This window comes from Methylomonas sp. 2F7 (assembly GCF_057126975.1).
The window spans coordinates 3832880-3855133 of record NZ_CP195203.1 but is presented as its reverse complement, the minus strand read 5'-3'; the positions used below and the strand labels follow the sequence as shown (position 1 = coordinate 3855133).

Here is a 22254-nt window from a genome sequence, read left to right as displayed (position 1 = left end):
TAAGCTAGGCAAGACCCGTTTGTTGCGCTATGGTTAATGCCCGCTTCCTCCGGCCCAATAGCTTCGTATAGCGGGTTGGCCGAATAGCACTAAGCAATTGTCAGTCGTCGCTAACCTAAACATCTAAGTCCATCCACATTCCTCGACATAATGGCTCAACCCTCCGACAGAACCCGAGCCAAGTGCCTTTGCATAGACATAGAAACCGCGCGGCAGGATAGCTTAAAGCTGCGGGAGATTGGTGCGTATCGCCCGGACACCGATGCCCGCTTGCGCTTATCAGGTAAAGCTGCCGACTTCCGGCAAAAGCTGGATCAGATCAGCGAAGGCGCGGCGTTTGTGTTGGGGCATAACGTGATTGCCTTCGATCAACCGGCCTTATCGGTATTACATCCCGATTTGGCGCTGCATCGCTTGCCGCTGGTCGATACGCTGGAATTGTCGCCGGTGGCCTTTCCGCAAAATCCCTATCACCGCCTGGTGAAAGACTACAAACTCTGTACCACCACCCGCAACGATCCGGTTCGGGACGCGGAACTGGCTTACGAGCTGTTTCTGGATCAGGCCGAGGCCCTGCGCCTGCGGGTGGCCGAGCAGCCTGACGAAGCGCTGTGCCTGCACTTTTTATTGGCGCCGGAAAACGGTAAGGGTGTGGCGAATTTTTTTGCCACTTTACGCGCGGCGTTGCGGCCGTCGTTGAGCGATGCGCAAGCGGCCTGGCGGCGGGCTACCGACGGCAAGGTGTGCCGGGCCGGACAACAACACATCGTCAACGACTATTTGCCCGATCCTGCTTGGCATAAGTCTTTGGCTTATGTGCTGGCCTGGCTGCGAGTGGCGGGCGGCAATTCGGTGTTACCGCCCTGGGTGAGTTTGTCCTTCCCGAAAACGCGGGAGTTAATCGCGATCTTGCGCGATGTGCCTTGTGGCGATTCCGAGTGCGACTGGTGTCGGGAGCAGCATGATCTGTCGCAATTGTTGCCGCGCTATTTTCCCGGCATTACTCAGTTTAGGCCGTCGCCGACTACCGAGGATGGTCTGTCTTTGCAGCAAGTCATCGTCGAACACGGCTTTGCCGGCACGCCGACCCTGGCGATTCTGCCAACTGGTGGCGGCAAATCCTTGTGTTATCAATTGCCGGCGCTGGCGCGTTTTTATCGCAACGGCAGCCTGACGGTGATTATCTCGCCGCTGCAATCCTTGATGAAGGATCAGGTGGATAACCTGGAAGCGCGCGGCATCACCTGCGCCGGCTACATCAACAGTCTGCTGAATCCACTGGAACGGCAGGTGATGCTGGATAAGTTGCGCTTGGGCGATTTGGGTTTGATCTTTGTCGCGCCGGAACAATTTCGCAGCAGTGCATTTGGCAAGGCTTTACAGCATCGCGAAGTCGGGGCCTGGGTATTCGACGAGGCGCATTGCCTGTCCAAATGGGGCCACGATTTTCGCCCGGATTATTTATACGTGTCGCGCTTTATCAAGACCCGGCAAAAGGATAAACCGTCGCCGGTGTTTTGTTTTACCGCCACCGCTAAACCGGACGTCGTGCAAGACATAGGTGAACATTTTCGCAAGCGCCTGGGCATTACGCTGGCCTGTTTGACCGGCGGCGTCAACCGCGAAAACCTGCTGTACGAAGTGCATGCAGTGCCCGCCCAAGCCAAATACCCGGAAGTGCTGCGCTTGCTGGAGCAAAGCTTGCGTGATGAGGGCGGGGCTATCGTGTTCTGCGCGCGGCAGAAGACCGTGGAGGAAATGGCGGAATTTTTGAAACAGGCCGGCCTGGACTGCGGGTATTTCCACGGCGGTATGCAGCCTGAGCAAAAGCGCCAGGTGCAGGAAGCCTTCATTGCTGGCGAACTACGGGTGATCGCCGCTACCAATGCCTTTGGTATGGGCGTGGATAAGGCCGACGTGCGCTTGGTAATTCATTTGGATACACCGGGCTCGTTGGAGAACTATTTGCAGGAAGCCGGCCGGGCTGGTCGTGATCAAGACCCGGCCCGCTGTGTGTTGCTGTATGACGATGCCGACCTGGATGTGCAGTTTCGCTTGCTGCGTAATTCCAGGCTGACGCAACACGATATTTCCTCGATTTTAAAAGCGCTGCGCAGCATCGAGCGCAAAGATCGCAGCGAAGGTTCGGTGGTGGTCACTAGCGGCGAAATATTGCTGGAAATTCCGGACAAGCACGGCATCGATCCCGACGCCGCCGATGCCGACACCAAAGTCCGCATCGCCGTGGCCTGGCTGGAAGAGGCACGCTTGCTGGAACGCCAGGAAAATCATACCCGCGTGTTTCCGGGCAGCTTGCAGGTTGCCAGTATCGACGAAGCCCGCGTGTTGTTGCAGAAAAAGCTGGGGCCGAATGCCGACATCGAACCTTACATCGCGTTGTTGTCGCAGTTATTTTATAGCGAAGACGACGAAGGCATCAGCACCGACGACTTGATGCTGGCTACTGGCAGAAACTCCCACGAAGTGCAGAGCATGTTGCGCGACTTGGACCGTTTTAAATTGGTGTCTAACGATACCGAAATCGGCGTGACGCTGTACCGCGACCCCGACACGGCAGACCGGCTGGCGGACTTGCGCAAGCTGGAAGATGCCTTGATTGCCAGTCTGCGCGAGGCCGCGCCCGATGCCGATCAAGAGCAGTGGCAGATTCTGAATGTGCGACGGCTTTGCGATACCTTGCGGCGCGATGCCGGCGTGGAATTGACCCCGGACAAATTGACCCGCTTGATGAAATCGTTTGCCGAAGCCTTTGGCGACAGTAGCAGCCAGCGTGGTTTTTTCGCGTTGCGTCCGTTCGGTCAGGATAATCGCTATCTCAAATTGCTGCGTAGCTGGCAGGACATCGACCTGATTCGTCGTAAGCGCATGCGGCTGGCTCAGGCGCTGCTGAATTATTTTCTGGCGCAACGCCAAGGCAATAATCTGCTGGTTACCTGTAAACAAGGCGATTTGGAAGCGGCCCTGCAAGCCGATCTGACCTTGCAGGATATGGAGGTGCGTGATTGGCAGGTGGCTTTGGCAGCAGCGCTAATCTATTTGGACAGCAACGAGGTGTTGCATCTGGCGCGAGGCAAGGCAGTATTTCGGGCGGCGATGAGCATCCAACTCAATGCCGAAGCCCGGCGCCGACAGTTTAAAAAATCCGATTACGCCGAACTGGCTTTGCACTACAAGGACAAGATTATCCAGGTGCATGTGATGGCGGAATACGCCCGGTTGGCGTTGGGCAAGATTCAGGCGGCGATGGCGTTTATCGTCGATTACTTTGCCATGGACAGACACGAATTCGTGCGCCGCTATTTTGCCGGTCGTCAGGATATTCTGGAGATGGCCACCACCGAAGCCGCGCATCGGCGGATTCTGACCGATCTGCAAAATCCCGAGCAACAGGCCATCGTCGCCGCGACGCCTGAGGGTAGTCAGTTGGTGCTGGCCGGCCCCGGTTCCGGCAAAACCAAGGTCATCGTACATCGGGTGGCCTGGCTGCTACGCGAATGCATGGTATTGCCGGAAGACATTATGGTATTAAGTTACAACCGCTCAGCGGCGCTTGAAATTCGCAAACGCTTGTGGGCTTTGATTGGTGCCGATGCCGCCGGCGTCACCGTGCAAACCTTGCACGGTTTGGCAATGCGATTGACCGGCACCAGTTATGCGGTGGCCGCTGAGCATGGCGAGAGCGTCGATTTTTCGGCGGTGATCAAAAACGCCACTGCGCTGTTAAAACAAGCCGAGCAGGGTGACGAGCTGGGGCCGGGTATTCAGCGCGACCGATTATTGTCGGGCTTGCGTTATTTGTTGGTGGACGAATATCAGGACATCAATGCCGAGCATTACGAATTGATCAGCGCGCTGGCCGGCAGAGCTATCAACAGCGAGGACGATAAATTGTCGCTGTTGGCGGTGGGTGACGACGATCAGAATATTTATGCCTTTGGCGGCGCCAATGTGCGTTTCATCAAACAGTTTGCCGTCGACTATCAGGCCAAAACCTTCTACCTGATCGAAAACTACCGCTCCACGGCGCAGATCATCCATTGCGCGAACCGGGTGATTGCCCCGGCGCGGGAGCGGATGAAAACCCGGCACTCGATCCAAATCAACCACGCCCGCCGTGAAGCAGCTGAGGGCGGCGAGTTTGCCGAGCTGGATAGTTTGACTCAAGGCCGCGTGCATATTCTGGAAACCCCGGCGCTGCTGCACGGCGAAGTCGAGGTAGCGTTGGGCGAGTTAGTGCGGCTGAACAGGCTGGCGAATTTGGGGGAAACCAGCCACTGGGGCCGCTTTGCGGTGATTGCTAGACATTGGGACACGCTGGAGCCGCTGGCAGAATTGTGTCGGTTGCGAGGCATTCCGGTAAGGCTGATGCGCGACGATTATTTGCTGAATTTGCATGCCACTAGGGAAGGCCATAGTTTGCTGGCCCTGTTGAACAAGCAAAGGCGAACGTCCCGCAAACCAAGGGTGTTGCTGCGTTGGGGATCGTTGTCGCGCTGGTTCAAACGCCGCTATCGGCAAAATGTGAATGAGCTGATCGAACATCCTTATCTAGCCATGCTGGCGCAATTCATCATCGCCGCCGAGGTCGCCGCGCCGGGTTGCCAGCAGGTGGTCAGCAACCTTGTCGATGCACTCTACGAATTCGGTTCCGGCAGCCAGTCCGGTGAAAACGACAGCCGGCATGCGCCGCTACTCTTATTGACGGCGCATCGTGCCAAGGGCTTGGAGTTTGATCATGTCCTGATTCTGGATGGTGGTGGCTGGCAGCAAGCCAGCGACGAGGAGCGGCGGCTGTTTTATGTAGCGATGACCCGCGCCCGCAAAACCCTAACTTTGTGCGCCAAGCAGGGCGGGCGGCATGCTTTTGTCAGAGACTGCGAAGCGCTTTGCGTTAAAACCCCGCCGCAACAGGGGTCGGATTTTCCGCAGCTGGGACAACGCACTTCGCTGGCAGATTTGGGGCAAGTTGTGTTGTCGTGGCCCGGCTATTTCTCTGCCGACAAGCCGATTCACCGGGTGATTGCCGCGTTGGATGTGGGTAGCGAGTTGATTTTGCGGGCCAGAAGCGATGGGCAAATCGGTTGGGAATTAGCGGATTTAAATGGTGTGGCTGTGACACGGATGGCACAGGCCTTTAGCCCGCCAAAAGGCAGTATCCTCAAGGTACGGGTTGCGGCGATTTCGGTTAGGCATAAGACAGCGGGGGACTCCGAGAATCTGCGGTGCGAGCGTTGGGAAGTAGTGTTGCCGGAAATTCTATATTTGCCGCGTGCAAACGTCCGAACTACCTAGGCTTTTCGGCACAGATTTCGTCGTTCCCGCGCAGGCGGGAACCCAGTAAAGTTAAAACTCCGGATCCCCGCTTGCGCGGGGATGACGATTAATTCAGCGGCTCTGAATTAGTTTTTCAGCTTGGCGATCAACATCTTGTTGACTTCGCCTGGATTGGCCTTGCCTTGGGTTTCTTTCATGATTTGCCCCACCAGCGCCATCAGCGCCTTGTCCTTGCCGGCACGATATTGCTCAACCGGTACCGGATTGGCAGCGATGACTTTATCGACGATGGCTTCGATGGCGCCGGTGTCGGTGATTTGCTTCAGGCCTTCTTTTTCTATAACTTCCTGAGCGGTAAGTTTGCTTTCCCACATGATGGGAAATATTTTCTCTTTAGCTATTTTTTGATTGGTTTCGCCATGAACAATTTCAATAATTAATCCTCCGAATCGGTGATCTTCAATCGGTGACTCATTAATTGACAATCCGTCTTTATTGAGCTGGGCAGCGAGTACGCCCATAATCCAATTTGCAACTATGAACTTAGTTCTGTAAAGAGCAACGCCTTTATGGTTCAATTCGGTTGAGTCGGCAATTTCTTTTTCGGAAAGAAGCGTCTTTATGGTTTTATTAATATCAATATTTTTATCGACAAAATCACTTACTCCAAAAAAATAATCAGCTGTTCGCCTGTCAGAAGTGATGTAGTCGGCTTGGTCATGTGTAAGTAAATATTCATTGACTATACGCCATTTCATTTGCACCGGTAATTCAGGCATTGCATTCTTTATTTCAATCTTAAGTGCTTCATCAACAACCACAGGTAGCAAATCAGGATCGGGGAAATATCTATAGTCGTTAGCTTCCTCCTTACTCCGCATTGCCCGAGTTTCGCCAGTATCGGGATTGAACAATACTGTTGCTTGCTGAATGATATCACCTGATTCTAGTCTTTCTATTTGCCAGTTTGTTTCATATTCGATTGCCTGTTGCATAAATTTGAAAGAATTCAGGTTTTTGATTTCTCTACGAGTGCCCAGCTTTGAGTCACCTTTTTTGCGAACAGAAACATTTACATCGCAACGAAATGAGCCTTCCTGCATGTTGCCGTCGCAAATGCCAATCCACTGGACTAGCTCATGAAGTTTTTTCGCGTAGGCTATAGCTTCGGCGGCTGAGTACATGTCGGGTTCCGAGACTATTTCTAGTAATGGTGTGCCAGCACGATTTAAGTCAATGCCGGTGAAGTCATTGAAACTAAAATCTTCAGCTACATAATCTTCAGCAAAGTAACCATCCTCAGCATACTTGCCAAGGCCATGAACAGATTTGCCAGCGTCTTCTTCTAAGTGTGCGCGGGTTATTCGGATGGTTTTAATTTTGCCGTCAACCTCGATGTCCAGATGGCCGTTGCCGACGATGGGCAACTCGAACTGGCTGATCTGATAGCCTTTCGGTAAGTCGGGATAGAAGTAGTTTTTGCGGGCAAATACCGAGTGTGGCGCGATTTCGGCATCGATCGCCAAGCCGAAAGTCACGGCTTTGCGCACCGCGTCTTTATTTAACACCGGCAATACGCCAGGCAAGCCCAAATCGACCGCACAGGCTTGGGTATTGGGTTCCGCACCGTACGCCGTCGCAGCACCTGAGAAGATTTTGGATTTGGTCGAAAGTTGGGTGTGGATTTCCAGGCCGATAACGGCTTCCCATTGTGAGTTCATATGATTTTCCCGTATCTATTCAGCATCAGTAACGCGATAAATTTGGCTTTAGGCCTATTCAAAGCCTTTCGGAGCTAGATTATGCCAATCGGTGACCTGCTGGTAGCGGTGGCCGATGTTCAAGAGTTTAGCTTCGCTGAAATAGTTGCCGATTACATGCAATCCCACCGGTTTGCCGTCAATGAAACCGGCCGGAATCGACATGGCCGGCAGTCCGGCCAGGTTGATGGCTATCGTGTAGATGTCTTCCAAATACATTTGAATCGGATCGCTGGTCTTTTCGCCAATGCGGAATGCGGTACTGGGCGTGACCGGCCCCATCAATACATCGACTTCGCTCAAGGCGCGTTTGAAATCGTCACTGATCAGGCGGCGCACTTGCTGGGCTTTTAAATAGTAAGCATCGTAATAGCCGGCCGACAGCGCATAGGTGCCCATCAGAATCCGGCGCTTTACTTCGGCGCCGAAGGCTTCGCCGCGCGAGCGGGTATAAAGATCGGTTAGGTCGGCAGGGTTTTGGCAGCGGTAACCAAAACGCACGCCGTCGTAACGCGACAGGTTGGACGAGCATTCGGCGGAGGCAATCACGTAATAGGCAGGGATCGCTAGATTCAGATTAGGCATGTCCACTTCTTTGACTTCCGCGCCCAGCTTTTGATATTCGGCGATGGCGGCCTGAATCGTAGAGGCCATTTGGCTGTCCAGCTCCGCGCTGAAAAACTGTTTCGGCAGGCCGATTTTCAAGCCTTGCAGGCTATCGTTCAGGCCGGCGCTGTAGTCGGGCACAGCTTGATCGACACTGGTGGAATCTTTGGGGTCGAAGCCGGCCATAACTTGTAATAACAGGGCCGCATCTTCCGCACTGCGGGCCATCGGTCCGCCTTGATCCAGACTGGACGCGTAGGCGATCATGCCGTAACGCGACACCCGGCCGTAAGTCGGTTTTAAACCAGTGATACCGCACAGCGCGGCCGGTTGGCGAATCGAGCCGCCTGTATCAGTGCCGGTCACAGCAGGCGCCAGGCGCGCGGCAACTGCAGCCGCCGAGCCGCCGGACGAGCCGCCGGGGACGCAATCAGTAGCCCAAGGGTTGCGCACCGGGCCGTAGAAGCTGGTTTCGTTGGACGAGCCCATCGCAAATTCGTCCATGTTCAATTTGCCCAGCATCACCGCACCGGCGCTGTTAAAGTGTTCAACCACGGTGGCATCGTAAGGGGCGATGAAATTGTCCAGCATTTTCGAGCCGCAGCTGGTTTTAGTGCCTAGCGTGCAGAAAATGTCTTTTTGGGCGATGGGGATGCCGGTCAATGGGCCAGCGTTGCCGGTAGCCAGCGATTGATCGGCCGCCTGGGCTTGTTGCAATGCGCTGTCGGCGCTCACGGTAATAAATGCGTTCAGGTCCTGGTGCTGGTTGATGCGGTCCAGAAAATGTTGGGCCAGTTCCACACTGGAGAATTCTTTGCTGCGCAGCCCGGCTGCCAGTTCGCTAAGGGTTTTTTTGTGCATAATCGTCCTTAATCGATGACTTTCGGAACCAGGTACAATCCGGCTTCGGTTTGCGGGGCGATGGTTTGGAAATGGTCGCGTTGGTCGGTCTCTGTCACCGCATCTTCGCGCAGACGTTGCATTTGATCCAAGGGATGCGCCATTGGTGTCACGCCGTCGGTATTTAACTGGCCCATCTGGGTCATTAATTCCAGTACGCCCGATAGGTCTTTTGCATAGTGTTCGACATCTTGTTCAGCAATGCCCAGCCTTGCCAGGTGAGCGATTTTTTTAACGTCATTCGCCGTTAACGACATTCTTCTAACTCCAGGTTTTCTTAGTAAAACTATGATACTTTATATCTTGCTCAAATACCTGCTTGATTGTTAAAGTAGTGGGATTTTCCGTGTGCGCTTAGGGTACTGCTTACAATGTTTAAAAGAATTCGTGGCCTTTTTTCCAATGATTTGTCGATCGATTTGGGTACGGCAAATACGTTAATTTATGTTCCAGGCCAGGGAATCGTACTCAACGAGCCTTCCGTGGTGGCGATCAAGGAAGACAAAATTCGCGGCCAAAAAACCATCGCTGCTATCGGGGCGGATGCCAAAAGCATGTTGGGCCGCACGCCCGGTAATATCACCGCTATTCGGCCGTTGAAAGACGGCGTGATTGCGGACTTCGCCGTCACCGAGCGCATGCTGCGGTTTTTTATCAAAAAAGTCCACGAAAACAAGCTGTTGCGGCCCAGTCCGCGGATTTTGATCTGCGTGCCTTGCGGCTCGACCCAGGTTGAACGCCGCGCGATTCGTGAATCGGCGGCCATGGCGGGTGCTAGAGAAGTGTATTTGATCGAAGAGCCGATGTCCGCTGCTGTTGGCGCCGGTTTGCCGGTGGATACCGCGCATGGCTCCATGGTTTTGGACATAGGTGGGGGCACCTCGGAAGTGGCGGTCATTTCTTTGAACGGTATTGTTTATTCCGCCTCAGTCCGAATTGGCGGCGATCGCTTCGACGATGCCATCATCAGCTATGTGCGCCGCAACTATGGCACCTTGATCGGCGAAGCAACAGCCGAAAAAATCAAACACCAAATTGGTGCTGCCTATCCCGGTAGCGAAGTGCGCGAGATGCAGGTCACCGGCCGTAATCTGGCCGAGGGCGTGCCGCGCAGCTTTTCATTGAACAGCAATGAAATTCTGGAAGCCTTGCAAGAACCATTATCCGGCATAGTCAGCGCCGTTAAAGTGGCGTTGGAACAAACCCCGCCGGAACTGGGTGCCGACGTGGCCAGCCGGGGAATCGTGTTGACTGGCGGTGGCGCATTGTTAAAAGACATTGATCGTTTGATTTCCGAAGAAACCGGCTTGCCGGTCTACATTGCCGATGATCCTTTGACTTGTGTAGCGAGAGGCGGCGGTATGGTGTTGGAAATGTTGGATTCGAAAGGTGCGTCGGCGTTCTCTCTGGAATAAGCGCTGAGCTGAAGTATCTCTAAAAGGCCGCTGTAATCGCGAAAAGCGGTTACAGCGGCCTTTTCTACGAAATTTGTGCCGCTCGGCGATGAAAGTGCCTTGAAGCGGAAGTCCATATGCTTACTTTCGCGTCAATTGACGCCGGTCTTGATTGTTAGAGGTTTGCCATAAAACTCTTATTTGCTAAAGGCCCTTCACTTAATACCCGTTTACTGGTGGCATTGCTGGTATCAATTTCGATGTTAGTGATTGATTATCGTAGCGAGCGTCTGGACCGGTTGCGCTCCTTGTTATCGGTGTTCACTTATCCATTACAGTCGCTGGCTAGTCTGCCGGTGGATTTTTACCAGACAGTGTCCGGAACGGTCATTTCTTTTGTGGAGCTGCAAAAAGAAAACCGCCGCTTGAAAGAAGCTCAGTTCGTCAACGATGCGAAATTGTTGAAATTCGCGGCCTTGGAAAAGGAAAACACTCGTCTGCGGATGTTGCTGGAAAACTCCTTTCAGCTTGGCGAGCAGGTGCTGGTAGCCGAACTGGTTTCGGTAAAATTGGCGCCTTACGAACATACGGTGGTGGTCAACAAAGGCTCGCGTTTTGGCGTGCATCCGGAACAACCTGTTTTGGATGCCAACGGTATTGTTGGGCAGGTGGTGCGGGCCTTACCGTCCAGCTCAGAAGTGATGCTGATCACCGATCCCGATCATGCCATCCCGGTACAAGTCAACCGCAACGGCTTGCGTACCATCGCTTTCGGTACTGGCCAACCCAACCGTCTGCATTTGCCGTTTCTAGCTAATAACGCCGATATTGTGCCGGGTGATTTGTTGGTTACCTCTGGGCTTGGCGGGGTGTTTCCGGCCGGTTATCCGGTGGCGGTGGTGGATAAGTTCGAAGCCAGGCCGGACAAATCCTTCGCCAATATTTACGCCACGCCAAAGGCGGAATTGGATAAAAGCCGCGAGTTTTTGATTGTCTGGAGCCACTCCACCCCGGTTGTGCTAGGGGAGTCGGCGAAAGCTCCGGCAGAACCTGAATCCAAGGATGCAGAACATGTCGCGCCTTGATTTTGCTGCCACCGTTTACTTCATCGCTACCATAGGCGCGGCGATGGTGCTGCGGGTAATGTCGCTGTTTCCCAGTATGGATGTATTCAATCCGGACTGGATCGTATTGGTGTTGATTTATTGGTCCATTGCCTTGCCCGAACGGTTTGGCGTATTCAGTGCATGGTCGATAGGCTTGTTGACTGACGTGTTGACCGGTCGCTTGCTGGGCCAGTACGCCTTGATCTATGCGCTGATTTGCTATTTCAGTATCAACGAGCATAGGCGTTTGCGGCAATTTCCGATGGTGCAGCAATGCTTATTTGTGTTTTTGTGTTTGTTTGCGTCGCAGAGCATTATTTTCGGCACGGAAAGCATGCAAGCCGGCAACCGCTTGTCGCTGTCGTTCTGGTATCCGGTGTTATCCGGGACTTTGGTATGGCCGCTGGTGTTTGTGGTGTTGCGCTATATCCGGGTGATGGCGCGCATCTTTTAACGGGGCATGGATAGAAAATTCGCCATCAAGGATCCGCTAGCGGAGAGCCGCTTGTTCCTGAGCCGCATCGTCGCGGCGTTTATCTTGATCCTGTTTTTGATCGCCGGTTTGGTGGTGCGCTTGGTGTATTTGCAGGTGGTCGGTCACGAACATTATGCGACGCTATCCAAGGATAACCGCATCAAGATTTCGCCGTTGCCGCCCACGCGCGGGGTGATTTACGACCGCAAGGGTCGGATGCTCGCGGAAAATGTGCCGACCTACAGTTTGGAGCTGATTCCGGAGCAGATCGAAAATCTCGATGACACCCTGTTGCGGTTGCAAAAGCTGCTGGACATTTCCGAAGAAAAAATCGATCTGTTTCAAAAGCAGCGTAAGCGCAACAAATCCTTTACCAGCACGCCGTTACTGCAGAATCTGAGTGACGAAGAAGTCGCCAAATTCGCGGTGGTCAGACCGTATTTTCCCGGCGTCGATGTCTACGCCCGCTTGGTGCGGCATTACCCTTACGGCGATTTGGCTTCTCATGTGGTCGGCTACGTGGGCCGGATCAACGAGAAGGAAATGCAAACCTTGCCGCTGGCGAAATATCGGGGGACCAATCACATCGGTAAAACCGGCATCGAAAAAACCTACGAGGAGCATCTGCTGGGTACCGCCGGCTATGAAGAAATAGAAACCAATGCCCAGGCCAGGGCGGTGAATACCGTGGCCACGGTGGAGCCGGTAGCCGGGTCCAATATCTATCTGACCTTGGACATCGACCTACAAAAAATCGCCTACGATGCGTTGTCTGAGTATAACGGCGCGGCGGTGGCGATTGAGATCAAGACCGGCGGCGTACTGGTGTTCGCCAGCAGGCCCGGTTTCGACCCTAATCCGTTTGTATCGGGGATTTCCGGCAAAGAATATAAGGCCTTGCAGGATTCGCCGGATCAGCCGCTCTATAATCGGGCCTTGCGTGGCCAGTATCCGCCCGGCTCGACGGTGAAACCGTTTTTGGCCTTGGCCGGTCTGGAATACGGTGTGACTGAATTCAACCATCGCTTGTTTTGTCCTGGCTATTACAAGCTACCGAATGTCGATCACAAATACCGGGACTGGAAAAAATGGGGACACGGCATGGTGGACATGAACGATGCGATTACCCAGTCCTGCGATGTATATTTCTACGATCTGGCGCTGGCGTTAGGCATCGATAAAATGCACGCGTTCATGGACAAGTTCAGTTTCGGCCGGAAAACCGGGATCGATTTGGTCGGTGAAGTTGACGGCTTGATGCCGTCCAAGGAATGGAAAAAACATTACCGCAGTCAGGCCTGGTTTCCCGGCGAAACGCTGATTACCGGCATCGGCCAGGGTTACACGCAAGCTACGCCGCTGCAACTGGCGCACGCTACGGCTACTTTGGCGAACTATGGCAAGGTGATCACCCCCCATCTGGTGCACAGCATTATCAGTGCCGATTACGCCGACATGATTGGCGGCAAAGCCGATGCGTTGATCCCGTTGAAAACGCAGAATGTCGAAAATATCATCAAAGGCATGACCAACGTGGTGCACGGTTCCAGGGGTACCGCCGGTCGCTTGGCCAAGGCCATTACCTATCAAATTGCCGGCAAGACCGGTACCGCACAGGTATTTACCATCAAGCAGGAAGAGAAATACAACGAAGACGCCATCGATTTTAAAATGCGCGACCATGCCTTGTTCATCGCCTTCGCGCCGGTGCATGACCCGCAAATCGCGGTGGCGATTATTGCCGAACACGGCGGTCACGGCGGCTCGGTAGCGGCGCCGATTGCCGGCGAAATCATCGATGCCTATCTGAATCAGAAAAAGGAGCCGCAGCCATGAGAACCGAAATGCGCAATGAGCAGTTTCAGCCGCCGTCGCTGCTGGGCAATTTACTCAGAAAGCTGCATATCGACATCCCGCTGTTCATCGGCTTGTTACTGATTTGCGCCACCAGTTTTGTGATTTTATACAGCGCCGGCGGGCAAGAATTGCCGTTATTGATTCGGCACGCTACCCGCATGGGTTTCGCCATTTTATTGATGATCGTCTTGGCTCATATCAACCCGCGCCGCTTCCAAAGTTTTTCAGTGGCCCTCTTCACCATTTGTGTGCTGTTATTGTTGGCGGTAGCGGTGATGGGGCAGATAAGTATGGGCGCTCAGCGCTGGCTGGACCTGGGTGTTTTTCGCTTTCAGCCTTCCGAATTTACCAAAATCAGCGCGCCGATGATGGTGGCCTGGTATCTGTCGGAGCGCGCATTGCCGCCCAAGCCCAAGCACGTGTTAGGCGCGGCGACGCTTTTGATCGTGCCGGTTTTGCTGATCGCTAAACAACCGGACTTGGGTACCTCCTTGCTGGTTGCTAGCTCTGGGGCGGCGGTATTGTTCTTTGCCGGCTTATCCTGGTGGTTCATGCTGGGCATTGTGGCTTTGCTGGCGTCTTTGACACCGGTGCTGTGGCACTTCATGCGCGAATACCAACGGAATAGAGTATTGACGTTTATGAATCCGGAAGCCGATCCGATGGGCGCCGGTTACCATATCATCCAGTCGAAGATCGCCATCGGTTCCGGTGGGATAAACGGCAAGGGCTGGTTGGGCAGTAGTCAGGCAGAACTGGACTTTCTGCCGGAGAGTTCCACTGACTTTATTTTTGCGGTGTTTGCCGAGGAGTTTGGTTTGTTCGGCTGCGTGGGTCTGCTGGTACTGTATTTGCTAGTGATCAGCCGGTGTTTTTATATCGCCGTGCAAGCCCAGGATACTTACTCGCGCTTGTTAGCCGGCAGTTTGGCGTTTACTTTTTTTGTCTACGTATTTGTGAATATCGGCATGGTGATCGGCGTGTTGCCGGTGGTCGGTGTGCCGCTGCCGTTGATCAGCTATGGCGGCACCTCGATGGTGACGCTGATGGCCGGTTTCGGTATTCTGATGTCCATCCATACCCACCGTAAATTACTACCCGTCTAATTGGCTTATGAAAATTAACAAGAATAAATTCGCCTGGCTATTGGCCGTCACGTTGTTTGCTGCCGGCTCGGCGTCGGCTGAAATCGCCGAAACCGACAGTTTCAAACAATTTATCCATAACATGGTTAAACAACAGCATTTCAACGAAGCTGAGTTGCGAAATCTGTTCAAAGCCGTGCAAATCCAGCAGCCGATTTTGGACGCGATGTCCAAGCCGGCGGAAGGCAAGCCCTGGTTTCAGTATCGCGAGATCTTCATGACCGAGGCCCGGATTGCTGGCGGGGTGCAGTTCTGGAAAGACAACGAAGCAGCTTTGAAAACCGTGGAAAGCCAATACGGCGTGCCGGCGGAAATCATCATCGCCATCATCGGCGTAGAAACCAAATACGGCGCGCATACCGGCAAATATCGGGTGATCGATGCGTTGGCGACCTTGGGTTTTGCCTATCCGCCGCGTAGCGAATTTTTCCTGAAAGAACTGGAGCAATTCCTGGTGTTGGCGCGCGAAGAGCATATGGACCCGTTGCAACCTATGGGTTCTTATGCCGGTGCGATGGGCTTGCCGCAATTCATGCCCAGCAGTTTTCGCGGCTATGCCAAGGACTTTGATCTGGACGGCAAACGGAATATCTGGACTAACAGCGCCGATGCCATAGCCAGCGTGGCGAATTATTTCGTGCGTAACCAATGGCGGCCCGGCGGGGCCGTGACTTACCCGGTCAGTGCGCGCGGCGATGCCCACAGGCAAGCGCTAAGCAAGGGCGTTAAGCCTGACACAACTGTCGGCGAATTGCGCCGCCTTGGAGTGGATGTTCCTGCACAATTAGCCGCTAGCGAAACCGTCAAGCTGTTGGCTTACCAGCAGCAGGTTGGCGAAGATTTATGGGTAGGCCTGCATAACTTCTATGTGATTACCCGCTACAACCACAGCCCGCTTTACGCGATGGCTGTCTATCAACTAAGCCAAGCCATTGCCGCCCGTAAGGCTTCTTAAGCATGACTGCCATTGATGGACTATTCTTGTCCGGCGCTGGCAAAAACAAATTTGCTAGCGCTTATACCTGACTTTGCAGGGCTGAAACTGTTGGCCCTGTTTCACTTGGCAGCGGGCCTATGCAATTTGATTCGTTTTTATTTCTGATTTTTTGGTTAGTCGTTTTAGCCCTGCATTACTCTATAAGCAATTGGCGAGCGCAAAAAATCGTCCTGCTAATCGCCAGTTATCTATTCTACGCGGCCTGGAATCCGCCATTCGTGGTGTTGCTGTGGATTTCCACGACCGTGGATTTTTGGCTGGCCAAAACTATGGCGGCGGCGAAAAGCCAAGAACGCCGCAAGGGCTTGCTGACGATTAGTTTGTTGGTAAATCTTGGTTTTTTGGGATTTTTCAAATACGCGGATTTCTTGAATCAAAGTTTTGCCGGCCTGCTCGGATTGGCTGGCATCGCCTATCAACCGCAGCCTTTGGGCATTGTGTTGCCGATCGGTATTTCCTTTTACACCTTCCAAACGTTGTCATACACGCTAGACGTTTACCAGCGCAAAACGCCGGCCGAGAGCAGTTTTCTGGATTTTTCCTTATTCGTGACTTTTTTTCCGCAACTGGTCGCCGGGCCGATTGTCCGCGCACCACAGTTCTTACCCCAGTGTAAAACCCCGCAAAAAGCCAGTAGTCAACAATTTGTTTGGGGGTTAACGCTGTTTTTATTCGGCGTTTTCGCTAAAGCCATTTTGGCCGATACCGCCTTGGCGCCGGTAGTTGATCAGATTTACGCCACACCCACCGCGTTTGCCGGTCTGGATGTCTGGCTGGGTGTGTTGGCGTTTTCCGGGCAGATCTTTTTCGACTTTGCCGGTTATTCCCTATGCGCAATTGGTGCTGCGCTGACCTTGGGTTTTAGCTTGCCCGACAATTTTCATTGTCCATACGGCGCGCTTGGCTTTTCGGATTTCTGGAAGCGCTGGCATATTTCGCTGTCCAGTTGGCTAAGGGATTACCTGTATTTTAGTTTGGGCGGTAGTCGCGGTAAGCCGGTCAGGACTGCGTTCAATCTGGTGTTGGTGATGATTTTGGGTGGATTGTGGCACGGTGCTGCCTGGACTTTTGCGGTCTGGGGGTGTTTGCACGGCTTGTTTCTGGTTATCGAGCACGGTATCAAGCAAATCACGGCTTATCGCCCGGTTGGGCTGGCGCCGAAGTTGGTTTTGATCTTGGTGACATTTGTAATCGTGTCGTTGACCTGGATACCGTTTCGCGCCCAAGGCTTCGACAATTTAGCGGCAGTGCTAGGGTCGCTGACCAATACGACTGGCAGTAGCGAATTAGCCATGCTCAGCAGGATTGTAGTCGTGGCGGTAGTCGCAACAACCCTGGTTTGGCATATTGCCAGCCGGGAGATCAGGCTTGAACAACGATTCGACAATTTCTCACCCATGGTGAAAACCAGCGTCATCGCCTTGTTGATGGTTTGTGTGGGTATTTTTTCTACTGGTGACAGCCGTGCATTCATCTACTTCCAATTCTAGCGATCGCTTGCCTCAGCAAGCGCTTAAACGTAGCTGTCTGGCCGGGCTAGTTATTGCTGTGCTGCTGTTGGCGGTTGTCGAGCTAAGATTAAGGCAAATCGGTTTCCAGCCCACTGTGCAGGACAGCAAGGAGCTTTGGGCCACCGAGCGTAGCAAAGCCGCTTTGTTGGGTAAGCAGGCACTAATTTTGGTTGGCGACTCGCGCATGCAACTGGATATGGATCTGGATGTCTTGGCTGCCACAACCGGTTTAACGCCGGTACAACTGGCCATAGACGGTTCGGAGTTTTTACCGGTGTTGGCCGATTTGGCCGCTGATGAAGGTATCACCGGCACCGTCCTGGTGTCCGGCGATGTCTGGAAATTGGTCGAAAAGTCGCACACCGACCGCGCCAACGAATGGATCAGCTTTTACCACACAGAATACAAAGACCTGGTAGCACCCAAGCTGGAAACGCTATTGAAAAGTCGAGTGCAACAATGGTCGGCGTTATATGCCAGCGGCTTGCCGGCCAGCGACCTGCTGATACGCTTGATTACGCCCGGCAAAGTTAGGCCGCTTTATCTCAGCACTAAACCCAATCGGCAACGCGACGCCGATTATCAATTGGTCGAACAACCGATGTTTTATATTCAGCGGGTGTTACGCAACCTTGGGCAAACGGTCGATCTTGCTAAAGTGGCTTCGCAAGCCGATTTCGAACGCTTAGTGATAGATGCCTTGCAACAATCGGCGCCGACCCATTATGCGCCGGAGCAGTTTTTCTACGTCAATCGCCTAACCGACCGGATTCTGGACCGTGGCGGCAAAATCGCCTTTATCAATTTCCCGATGACGGGATTGATTTTCGCCATTGACGAGCACCGCAGCCCGCGCGAATTCGGCTGGGATGTATTCGCCGCCCATAGCCGAGCAATTACTTTTAATTCTCAGGATTATCCGGCGTTAAACTTTGCATTGCCGGACGGCTCGCATTTGGATGTGCGAGATAAGCAGGCTTTTACCGAACAGCTGGTTTCGGGATTGAAAGCCAAAGCGGTTTTCTGAATTCGCCGTCTGAAATGAGCGATTAATCAAGTGAATCTGCAAAACAAGATTAATGCTGGATAGCAAGCTTTGGCGCGAGCAACGTGACGATGAGGCAAGTTGATGGAAGACGATAAAACCGTTTTCATGGGAGTCAGTCCGTTTAAAGCACCGGAAGCGGATGCTGATCGCACCGTATTGGCCAAGCCGGAAACGCTTCTGGTTGAGTTACTGAATATCAGCGGACAAGCGATCGCTAGTTATGCGTTCGAAAACAGTTTCAGTGTTGGTCGTGCCCAAGAGAATTCGGTGGTTGTCAACGATCAATCCATAAGCCGGCATCATTTGGAAATCAAGCGTGAGTCCGATGGTTGGTGGGTGTATGACTTAAACAGCACGCACGGCGTGTATCTGGACAAACAACGGCTGGCTGCTAAAACCAAGTTGCATTTGCCGGTGTTGTTGGGCCTGGGTGTTTCGCCGTTTGAACTAAAAATCGCCTCCGCGAATGTAAAACCCGTTTTGCCCACCCCCAAAGACGATGCCACCTTATTTGCCGCCGCGCAAACGCCTGTTTTAAATCAGCCCAAAGCCCCAGCTCCCAAGCCGCAACAGAATTTATCGGCCGATGCCATCAAGAATCGCCTATTGTCCGAAGAAGAATCGGCGGATATGGGCGATTACACCCGCATGGTGCGGCGAGTGATCCGCGAGGATAGAACGGTCAGAACCAAAAATTACAAAAAGCTGATTTGGTCTTTGGGCATTTTGTTTGTGCTAGCCGTCGGCTTGGTGACTTATCAATATCTGGCGCTGGACAATGCCCGTAAGCTGGCGATCAATATGTTTTACGACGTCAAAACCCTGGAAGTCAGTTTGTCGCAAGCCGACATGCGACTGGCGGAGAATGTCGAGTCCTTGGCCAAAGCTTTTGAAGAATTAAAGGACGAAAAATTAAAAGTCTCGCAAGAGCGCATCAAAGCCGAGCAGGCAAAAATTCTGGAAGAGAAAAAACGCTTAGCAGAGGAACGGCAAAAGCTGAAATTGATGAAAGCCAAATATCAGGAGTATCTAAAGGAAATCGATTTTCTGCGCCTGAGCTTTCCGACCGATGAACAATACGAACGCGAGTTGATCACCCGCGTGGTCAGGGGTTTCGGCGAAAGCGAGTTGGAATTGCCGGACGAGTTTGTCACCCAGGTGCGGCAATACATCAAGAACTGGCAGGACACCGGTCGGTTGCGCGTAGCTATTAAAAACATGCAGGATAACCAATATGGCGTGATGGTCTTGGATGCGCTGGATAAGGAAGGGCTGCCGGCTTATTTTATGTATTTGCCGCTGCAGGAAAGCAATTACGACACCAAGGCGATAGGGCCGGAGACGCGCTTTGGCATTGCTAAGGGTGCCTGGCAATTTTTAGCTACCACAGGACAGGAATACGGTTTACCGCCGGGTCCGTTGGCGAATGTCAGGGAATATGACGAGCAGGACGCGCGCTTCGACTTTGCTCAGGCCACTCAAGCTGGCGCGAAATACCTGAAATATATCTACAGTAAGCAAGCGCAGGCATCAGGATTGTTAGTCATGGCCAGCTATAACTACGGCCACAATAAAGTGCGCGGCATGGTGGAAAAAATGCCCGACAACCCGCGCGACCGTAACTTCTGGAAGTTCATCCAGCAATACGAAATTCCGCTGGAAACCTACGATTATGTGTTTTACATCGTCTCGGCCGCAGTGATAGGTGAAGACCCTAAGCATTTCGGTTTCGACTTCAGCCCGCCGCTGTTACAAATATCTCAGGCCGTTAATTGATAGGTCTGATTTAATTCGGTAGCTTCGATAACACAGGGTATCTTGCACCCTTAAACGGTCCTGGGCTTGAACCTAGCGACATATACCGTAGCACCCCATTCAATTCTACCCACCACCACAAGGAAACAACGATGAGTATGACGCTTTGGTTGAATATCCGTAACGGCGAAACTTACGAGAGCAACGGCGAAGATCATTCCGCTGTCTTCTACCTGCAAGAGCCACTGGATGCGTTGGCTGACAAACTCAATGTCACCCCGCTTAGCGCCTTTTATGATGATACTGACGTTCGCTATAACATGGACGAAACCGGCGAGTTTGAAGACTGCGAAGAAGGCTGGTCGGCATCAGCCGCCAATTGGTTTCCGGCCGCAGCCGTATTGTCTTCGGTATCCGTGATATTGGACCACCTGCAAACCAATCCTAACGCGTTAACGACCGCAGACGGCTGGAAGCAAGACGATGTCATTGACGAGCTTACCGATTTTAAGTCCGAGCTTGAGCGTGTCGCAGCGCAGTCAAACACGGTCCATTTATGTATCGTCATGTGATGCCTAGCCTGGTAATCAAACGGACCTGCGCAAAAAAACCGTGCAGATCCGTAATTTCTAAGGTCGATCTCAAGGCGCCCGAATGGCTGACTAAAGCGGAAATTTGTGCCGCTGTTTGACACCATGGTACCTGTAAGGATGTGGTGGCTCCCGGGCTGGGCTCGGGCGATTTAAAATCGATCTACAACAAAGTAGACACTGACTGATTAAATTCGACCCGTTGCGGACGGTCGCCACATCTGATTCAATGTCAGCATTTTGATGTTTACCAGCCATATCTACTTGGCTCCAATGATATACAGAAGAGAAATTCATATGCTGATCAATAATTTATCGTTTCGAGGATCATTTTTCTGTAGAAATACGGAAACTACCTAATTCCTTGTTAGGCGTAAGGGAACATAATGAACGAACAATATATTTGGCCTCTTGTTGGCGTTTTCCTTGGCTGGCTTCTCAGCGCCATTGCCGCTGGTTGGAAGGCGCGCGAAGCTGACAGAAGAAGCATCGGGAAATTGCTTGCGAAACTCATTCGGATACATAGTCATGTGCGTATTTTGCAAGCAGCGTCAGAGACCTTTAAAGACAATGTTTCAAACTGGGAAGAATACGAGCAAATACGCAAGTATGTGTCAAACAAGCACTTCCTTGAACCCATTATAGATATCGAAAAGCTTCATTCGGCGGTTGACGAAATATCTGGTGTCTATCCCATGGAGTCACTTCAACTGCGCGAACTAATCGATTTGCTTTCAAAAGCAAAGTCGGCTTCGTTTATCGCTGCCTCAAAAAACAATGACGTCTATGTCCGACTTTTATCGGCACATGAAGTTGGTTTGGATCTCGCTGCGAAAGAGCTGGAGAAAGGAATTAGAGTGCTCGCACTTAAGCATTCAGTGGTCACTTACATACAAATTATTCTTAAATTGCAGAAGGGAGTTCGTGGTCTCACTGGCAATGAAGACTTCATGAAGAAATTTTCAGCCGAAACTTGGTCCGCAATCAGACAGGCCCAACAAGACGCTCAAGCCGACGGGCTCGCCTCTGGCGATCCCGCCGCTTAGCTTCCGGTTGGCGCTCATCCGTATCCATGGCCAGCCCTAAGAACCTCGTGATTACACTCCCTGACTATGAGCGCATCTTCCGTGTTATCCATGGAGTGCTGCTCAATGAGAGAGGCGATCCACTACGAGCCTGTATGTACTTCAGTGTCATCGGCTGCTCGATTCTTGAGCGATATCACCGGGTAAAGGCAGAGCCAGTCTTTGGCATGGCGGCTTATCGGCTTGATGGCAATCTCATGGTTTTCGCCGAGAACGACGGACAAACTATTCGGGCAACAGCCAAAGGGTTCCACTGCTGGATTGAAGTTGACGGAGTGGCAGTGGATTTTCAGGCGCCACTCTTCAAGGACTTTGCCGCTAAGCAACAGCCTCCAATTTCGCTGCCTCGAAAAATGATGCAGAAGCGCTTAGATCAGGCTGGCGCTAGTATCGACGAGATGACTGTTTCTGGTGCGCATTGGTACAGCAGGGATGACCAGTTACGCTCAGAACTCCTCTCGGACTTCGTTCAAAAGCCAGCGAATTCTGACTTCATTGACATCTGCCTTCAATGGTATGAGCCAACACCAAAGAAGTTCCCGGACTGCATCCAAATCGGCAATCAACATGGGCATGTCAACAATGTGCCGTTGTCGCCTTGTCGTATCAGCGGCGCATGGTAAGCACTAACAATTCATGCAAGCCGACAATACTTCGCGGCGCGGCTTTGATACAGGCGTTAACAGCAGCTTTTGGGTGTTTAACTGCTATTAGTAGAACGATGCCGATA

The 22254-nt window shown here is 52.6% G+C and carries 16 protein-coding genes; 13 read left to right on the top strand and 3 right to left on the bottom strand.

The window, feature by feature from the left end:
* The first annotated feature begins 150 nt into the window (after positions 1-150).
* The gene (locus tag ACR64Q_RS17345) at positions 151-5313 is read left to right on the top strand and encodes a RecQ family ATP-dependent DNA helicase (RefSeq protein WP_313732544.1); all 5163 of its coding nucleotides are present in this window, start codon (positions 151-153) and stop codon (positions 5311-5313) included.
* 107 nt (positions 5314-5420) lie between these two features.
* On the opposite strand, the gene gatB is transcribed toward ACR64Q_RS17345, so the two are convergent.
* The 3 genes from gatB to gatC are packed head-to-tail and all read right to left on the bottom strand — an operon-like array spanning position 5421 to position 8818.
* Positions 5421-7016 carry an Asp-tRNA(Asn)/Glu-tRNA(Gln) amidotransferase subunit GatB gene (gene gatB, locus ACR64Q_RS17340; protein WP_313732543.1) on the bottom strand — a complete coding sequence of 532 codons (1596 nt, stop codon included), beginning with the start codon at positions 7014-7016 and terminating at the stop codon, positions 5421-5423.
* Positions 7017-7070: 54 nt separating this feature from the next.
* Positions 7071-8522 (bottom strand): Asp-tRNA(Asn)/Glu-tRNA(Gln) amidotransferase subunit GatA, encoded by a 1452-nt coding sequence (gene gatA / locus ACR64Q_RS17335; protein ID WP_313732542.1) that lies wholly within the window; start codon positions 8520-8522, stop codon positions 7071-7073.
* Between the two features lie 8 nt (positions 8523-8530).
* Positions 8531-8818, bottom strand: coding sequence for an Asp-tRNA(Asn)/Glu-tRNA(Gln) amidotransferase subunit GatC (gatC, locus tag ACR64Q_RS17330; RefSeq protein WP_256606021.1), 288 nt, complete (start codon positions 8816-8818; stop codon positions 8531-8533).
* Positions 8819-8932: 114 nt separating this feature from the next.
* Between gatC and ACR64Q_RS17325 the strand changes: the two genes are divergently transcribed.
* The 12 genes from ACR64Q_RS17325 (at position 8933) to ACR64Q_RS17270 (ending at position 22147) form a co-directional block, all read left to right on the top strand.
* Positions 8933-9976 (top strand): rod shape-determining protein, encoded by a 1044-nt coding sequence (locus ACR64Q_RS17325; RefSeq protein WP_020484718.1) that lies wholly within the window; start codon positions 8933-8935, stop codon positions 9974-9976.
* A 167-nt stretch (positions 9977-10143) separates the two neighbouring features.
* On the top strand, positions 10144-11040 hold the full coding sequence (mreC, locus tag ACR64Q_RS17320; RefSeq protein WP_313735033.1) for a rod shape-determining protein MreC: 897 nt from the start codon (positions 10144-10146) through the stop codon (positions 11038-11040).
* Positions 11027-11515, top strand: a complete 489-nt coding sequence (mreD, locus tag ACR64Q_RS17315; protein ID WP_020484720.1) for a rod shape-determining protein MreD — start codon at positions 11027-11029, stop codon at positions 11513-11515. Before mreC ends, mreD begins: the two co-directional genes overlap by 14 nt.
* A gap of 6 nt (positions 11516-11521) precedes the next feature.
* On the top strand, positions 11522-13372 hold the full coding sequence (mrdA, locus tag ACR64Q_RS17310) for a penicillin-binding protein 2 (RefSeq protein WP_026602178.1): 1851 nt from the start codon (positions 11522-11524) through the stop codon (positions 13370-13372).
* Positions 13369-14499 carry a rod shape-determining protein RodA gene (gene rodA / locus ACR64Q_RS17305; protein WP_026602177.1) on the top strand — a complete coding sequence of 377 codons (1131 nt, stop codon included), beginning with the start codon at positions 13369-13371 and terminating at the stop codon, positions 14497-14499. Before mrdA ends, rodA begins: the two co-directional genes overlap by 4 nt.
* A 7-nt stretch (positions 14500-14506) precedes the next feature.
* The gene (mltB, locus tag ACR64Q_RS17300; protein ID WP_313732541.1) at positions 14507-15493 is read left to right on the top strand and encodes a lytic murein transglycosylase B; all 987 of its coding nucleotides are present in this window, start codon (positions 14507-14509) and stop codon (positions 15491-15493) included.
* Between the two features lie 119 nt (positions 15494-15612).
* Positions 15613-17025, top strand: a complete 1413-nt coding sequence (locus ACR64Q_RS17295) for an MBOAT family O-acyltransferase (RefSeq protein ID WP_313732540.1) — start codon at positions 15613-15615, stop codon at positions 17023-17025.
* Positions 17000-18073 (top strand): hypothetical protein, encoded by a 1074-nt coding sequence (locus ACR64Q_RS17290; protein ID WP_313732539.1) that lies wholly within the window; start codon positions 17000-17002, stop codon positions 18071-18073. The genes ACR64Q_RS17295 and ACR64Q_RS17290 overlap by 26 nt, the downstream gene beginning before the upstream one ends.
* Before the next feature lie 102 nt (positions 18074-18175).
* A complete protein-coding gene (locus ACR64Q_RS17285) occupies positions 18176-19870 on the top strand; it encodes an FHA domain-containing protein (RefSeq protein ID WP_313732538.1) in 1695 nt (564 codons plus the stop codon).
* 131 nt (positions 19871-20001) lie between these two features.
* A complete protein-coding gene (locus ACR64Q_RS17280; protein WP_313732537.1) occupies positions 20002-20421 on the top strand; it encodes a hypothetical protein in 420 nt (139 codons plus the stop codon).
* A gap of 404 nt (positions 20422-20825) precedes the next feature.
* On the top strand, positions 20826-21485 hold the full coding sequence (locus tag ACR64Q_RS17275) for a hypothetical protein (protein WP_313732536.1): 660 nt from the start codon (positions 20826-20828) through the stop codon (positions 21483-21485).
* A 26-nt stretch (positions 21486-21511) separates the two neighbouring features.
* The gene (locus ACR64Q_RS17270) at positions 21512-22147 is read left to right on the top strand and encodes a DUF2026 family protein (protein WP_313732535.1); all 636 of its coding nucleotides are present in this window, start codon (positions 21512-21514) and stop codon (positions 22145-22147) included.
* Positions 22148-22254 lie beyond the last annotated feature (107 nt).

Coding starts and splice junctions, on each gene's coding strand:
- ACR64Q_RS17275 (WP_313732536.1), top strand. CDS start 20,826: ATGAACGAACAATATATTTGGCCTCTTGTTGGCGTTTTCCTTGGCTGG.
- mreD (WP_020484720.1), top strand. CDS start 11,027: ATGTCGCGCCTTGATTTTGCTGCCACCGTTTACTTCATCGCTACCATA.
- ACR64Q_RS17325 (WP_020484718.1), top strand. CDS start 8,933: ATGTTTAAAAGAATTCGTGGCCTTTTTTCCAATGATTTGTCGATCGAT.
- ACR64Q_RS17270 (WP_313732535.1), top strand. CDS start 21,512: ATGGCCAGCCCTAAGAACCTCGTGATTACACTCCCTGACTATGAGCGC.
- ACR64Q_RS17280 (WP_313732537.1), top strand. CDS start 20,002: ATGAGTATGACGCTTTGGTTGAATATCCGTAACGGCGAAACTTACGAG.
- mrdA (WP_026602178.1), top strand. CDS start 11,522: ATGGATAGAAAATTCGCCATCAAGGATCCGCTAGCGGAGAGCCGCTTG.
- gatA (WP_313732542.1), bottom strand. CDS start 8,522: ATGCACAAAAAAACCCTTAGCGAACTGGCAGCCGGGCTGCGCAGCAAA.
- mltB (WP_313732541.1), top strand. CDS start 14,507: ATGAAAATTAACAAGAATAAATTCGCCTGGCTATTGGCCGTCACGTTG.
- rodA (WP_026602177.1), top strand. CDS start 13,369: ATGAGAACCGAAATGCGCAATGAGCAGTTTCAGCCGCCGTCGCTGCTG.
- ACR64Q_RS17295 (WP_313732540.1), top strand. CDS start 15,613: ATGCAATTTGATTCGTTTTTATTTCTGATTTTTTGGTTAGTCGTTTTA.
- gatC (WP_256606021.1), bottom strand. CDS start 8,818: ATGTCGTTAACGGCGAATGACGTTAAAAAAATCGCTCACCTGGCAAGG.
- gatB (WP_313732543.1), bottom strand. CDS start 7,016: ATGAACTCACAATGGGAAGCCGTTATCGGCCTGGAAATCCACACCCAA.
- ACR64Q_RS17285 (WP_313732538.1), top strand. CDS start 18,176: ATGGAAGACGATAAAACCGTTTTCATGGGAGTCAGTCCGTTTAAAGCA.
- ACR64Q_RS17345 (WP_313732544.1), top strand. CDS start 151: ATGGCTCAACCCTCCGACAGAACCCGAGCCAAGTGCCTTTGCATAGAC.